The sequence below is a fragment of the Methanoculleus sp. UBA208 genome (genome assembly GCF_002498065.1).
Taxonomy (GTDB): Archaea; Halobacteriota; Methanomicrobia; order Methanomicrobiales; family Methanoculleaceae; genus Methanoculleus.
This window is the reverse complement of sequence record NZ_DAFZ01000073.1, coordinates 1-3,051: the sequence shown is the minus strand read 5'-3', so window position 1 is coordinate 3,051 and position 3,051 is coordinate 1. Positions and strand designations below refer to the sequence as shown.

Here is a 3,051-nt window from a genome sequence, read left to right as displayed (position 1 = left end):
ACCACGTCGTGACCCGGCACGCAAACGGTGTGGCTATCCCGTGCGTGGTCGCTGCGGCTGCGCTCGACGCCGGAACCCAGATGTTCTCGCCCGAGAGCACCTCCAAGCTCTTCGCCGAAACGTACGGTAAGATCGACGTCTTCAACAAGCCGATCAACCAGATCGCAAACGGAGCCTGAGCGAGCAGAGATTCGAATGACGAACGCCGCATTTCCGCAGGTCAGGATTGTGCCCATACGGATGCTCAAGCCCCAGACCGCCGAACGCCTGCTCAATATGCTTGCCGGCATTGCCGGCATCCGCCGGATGATGATCCACGGGCCCGGCCTGCCAAAGATTGTCCCATACGGCCCGGCACGGGGAAGCCCGAACCCGCACTCCGATCGAAGAGCGATCCACGTCGGCGATGCCGAGATCGCGCTACGCATCCAGGTGGGTGAGGTTATCCTGGAGGTCGAGGACGCTTCCGTCATCGAGGAGATCCGGTCGCACTGCGACGGCTTCTTTGTGGAGTTCCCCTACCGGCTCCAGGAGGGCAGGTTCATGAAGACCGCCCCGACGCTCGTGGACTACGCGAAGTATGGGCCCGACGCCGATACAACGCTCATCGGCCTCGCGGACCCCCGTTCCGGGGAGAGTCCGGTGATTATCCGGACGAAACAGTGACGAGAGGCAGCGAGAATTCCGGAAATATGGCTGAAACTCATTCAAGACAGGAAATGGATAAGATATCAATCACTTTGAGGTGAATGGAAAATGGCATACAAGCCCCAGTACGGTCCCGGGACATCGATTGTCGCCGAGAACCGGCGCAAACAGATGAACCCAGGCCAGAAGCTTGAGAAGGTTCGTTCCGTAACGGATGAGGACATCGTGCTGATCCTCGGCCACCGTGCTCCCGGATCGGCATATCCGAGCGCTCACCCGCCGCTCGCCGAGCAGCAGGAGCCCGACTGCCCCATGCGCAAGCTCGTCAAGCCCACCGAGGGTGCACAGGCCGGCGACCGCGTCCGCTACATCCAGTTCGCGGACTCGATGTTCAACGCCCCCTCGCAGCCCTACCAGCGGACCTACACCGAGATGTACCGCTTCCGCGGCATCGACCCCGGTACGCTCTCCGGCCGTCAGATTGTCGAGTGCCGTGAGCGTGACCTCGAGAAATACTCCAAGGAACTCATCGAGACCGAGATGTTCGACCCCGCTCTCGTCGGCATCCGCGGTGCGACCGTGCACGGCCACTCGCTCCGTCTCGCTGAAGACGGCATGATGTTCGACATGCTCCAGAGGAACGTCCTCGGGGAGGACGGCATCGTCAAGTACGTCAAGAATCAGATCGGTGAGCCCCTCGACCGTGCGGTTGCCGTCGGCAAGCCCATGGACCAGAAGTGGCTCAAGGCCCACACGACGATCTACCACTCGCTCGTAGGAACCGCCTACCGCGACGACACCGAGTACGTCGAGTACGTCCAGCGTATCCACTCGCTGAGAACGAAATACGGCTTCATGCCGAAAGAGGAGTGATTACAATGGCAAAGATTGAGAGATCCCAGAAGCTGTTCCTGAAGGCGCTCAAGGAGAAGTTCCAGGGACAGGACGTCGAGTCCGAGACTGCCGAGTTCTACAACTTCAACGGCGTCCGCCAGTCTCCCCGTAAGATGGAGTTCATGAAGGCGAGCCGTGCCGTCGAGATGGACCGCGGCATCGCCATGTACGACCCCGAGCGCTGCCACCTTGGCGGTATCCCGATGGGCCAGCGCCAGCTGATGACCTACGAGGTCTCCGGCACCGGCGTCTTCGTCGAGGGTGACGACCTGCACTTCGTCAACAACTCTGCGATGCAGCAGATGTGGGACGACATCAGGAGAACCGTCATCGTCGGCATGGACCTCGCTCACCAGACCCTGCAGAAGCGTCTGGGCAAGGAAGTCACCCCCGAGACGATCAACGAGTACCTCCACATCCTGAACCACGCGATGCCCGGCGGCGCCGTCGTCCAGGAGCACATGGTCGAGACCCACCCCGGCCTCGTCGACGACTGTTACGTCAAGGTCTTCACCGGCGACCAGGAACTTGCCGACGACATCGAGCCCCAGTTCCTCCTGAACATCGAGAAGCTCTTCCCCGCAAAGCAGGCCGAGGAACTCAAGGCCGAAGTCGGCAAGAGCATGTACCAGGCGATCCACATCCCGACCGCGGTCTCGAGGACCTGCGACGGTGGAACGACCTCCCGGTGGTCTGCGATGCAGATCGGTATGTCCTTCATCGCCGCGTACCGCATGTGCGCCGGTGAAGCGGCCGTCGCCGACCTCTCCTACGCCGCAAAACACGCAGGCGTCGTCCAGATGGGTTCGATCCTGCCCGCCCGGCGTGCCCGTGGCCCGAACGAGCCCGGCGGTATCAAGTTCGGTCTCTTCAGCGACATCGTCCAGGCGAACCGGAAGTACCCCAACGACCCCGCGAAGGCCTCCCTCGAGGTCGTCGGCGCCGGAACCATGCTCTACGACCAGATCTGGCTCGGCTCCTACATGTCCGGCGGTGTCGGCTTCACGCAGTACGCGACCGCGGCCTACACCGACAACATCCTCGACGAGTTCACCTACTACGGTATGGACTACGCCAAGGACAAGTACAAGGTCGACTGGAAGAACCCGAGCGCGAACGACAAGGTCAAGCCGACCCAGGAGATCGTCAACGATCTCGCCACCGAGGTCACCCTCAACGCCATGGAGCAGTATGAGCAGTTCCCGACCATGATGGAGGACCACTTCGGCGGGTCCCAGCGTGCCGGTGTCATCGCCGCCGCGTCCGGTCTCACGACCTCTATCACGACCGGAAACTCGAACGCCGGTCTGAACGCCTGGTACCTCTCCATGCTCCTGCACAAGGACGGATGGTCGCGTCTCGGCTTCTTCGGCTACGACCTGCAGGACCAGTGCGGATCCGCAAACTCGCTCTCCATGGTCTCCGACCGTGGTCTGATGGGAGAACTCCGTGGCCCGAACTACCCGAACTACGCGATGAACGTCGGTCACCAGGGCGAGTACGCCGCAA

General features: G+C 61.8%; 3 protein-coding genes and 1 pseudogene. All 4 read left to right on the top strand.

Annotation, left to right across the window (positions count from 1 at the left end):
- Positions 1-179 (top strand): annotated as a pseudogene (locus tag BRA62_RS07855) (methyl-coenzyme M reductase subunit beta); the annotation flags it as partial.
- A gap of 16 nt (positions 180-195) precedes the next feature.
- On the top strand, positions 196-666 hold the full coding sequence (mcrD, locus tag BRA62_RS07850) for a methyl-coenzyme M reductase operon protein D (protein ID WP_292366016.1): 471 nt from the start codon (positions 196-198) through the stop codon (positions 664-666).
- Between the two features lie 90 nt (positions 667-756).
- Complete coding sequence (gene mcrG, locus BRA62_RS07845) at positions 757-1,521, top strand: coenzyme-B sulfoethylthiotransferase subunit gamma (protein ID WP_292366015.1); 765 nt, start codon at positions 757-759, stop codon at positions 1,519-1,521.
- Between the two features lie 5 nt (positions 1,522-1,526).
- On the top strand, positions 1,527-3,051 hold a 1,525-nt coding region (gene mcrA, locus BRA62_RS07840; RefSeq protein ID WP_292366014.1), incomplete at its 3' end, for a coenzyme-B sulfoethylthiotransferase subunit alpha.

What these genes read in the sequence shown, in the direction of transcription:
- mcrD (WP_292366016.1), top strand. Translation starts at nt 196, where the DNA reads ATGACGAACGCCGCATTTCCGCAGGTCAGGATTGTGCCCATACGGATG.
- mcrG (WP_292366015.1), top strand. Translation starts at nt 757, where the DNA reads ATGGCATACAAGCCCCAGTACGGTCCCGGGACATCGATTGTCGCCGAG.